Consider the following 473-nt stretch of genomic DNA (forward strand, 5'->3'; position numbering starts at 1 on the left):
AGCGAGGCGAACCGGGGGAACTGAAACATCTAAGTACCCCGAGGAAAAGAAATCAACCGAGATTCCGAAAGTAGCGGCGAGCGAAATTGGACTAGCCCTTAAGCTTTATATGCGTTAGACGAACGGTCTGGAAAGTCCGGCAATAAAGGGTGATAGCCCCGTAGTTGACAACGCACATTCAGTGAAATCGAGTAGGGCGGGACACGTGATATCCTGTCTGAATATGGGGGGACCATCCTCCAAGGCTAAATACTACTGACTGACCGATAGTGAACCAGTACCGTGAGGGAAAGGCGAAAAGAACCCCTGTGAGGGGAGTGAAATAGAACCTGAAACCGTGTACGTACAAGCAGTAGGAGCACCTTCGTGGTGTGACTGCGTACCTTTTGTATAATGGGTCAGCGACTTATATTCAGTGGCAAGGTTAACCATCTAGGGGAGCCGTAGCGAAAGCGAGTGTTAACTGCGCGACT

1 rRNA gene is annotated in these 473 nt (G+C 50.1%); it reads left to right on the top strand.

The window, feature by feature from the left end:
• A 23S ribosomal RNA gene (locus ATB76_RS28920) occupies positions 1 to 473 on the top strand; the annotation flags it as partial.

Source organism: Vibrio sp. MOR3, assembly GCF_001557775.1.
In the GTDB taxonomy this organism is placed as follows: domain Bacteria; phylum Pseudomonadota; class Gammaproteobacteria; order Enterobacterales; family Vibrionaceae; genus Vibrio; species Vibrio jasicida.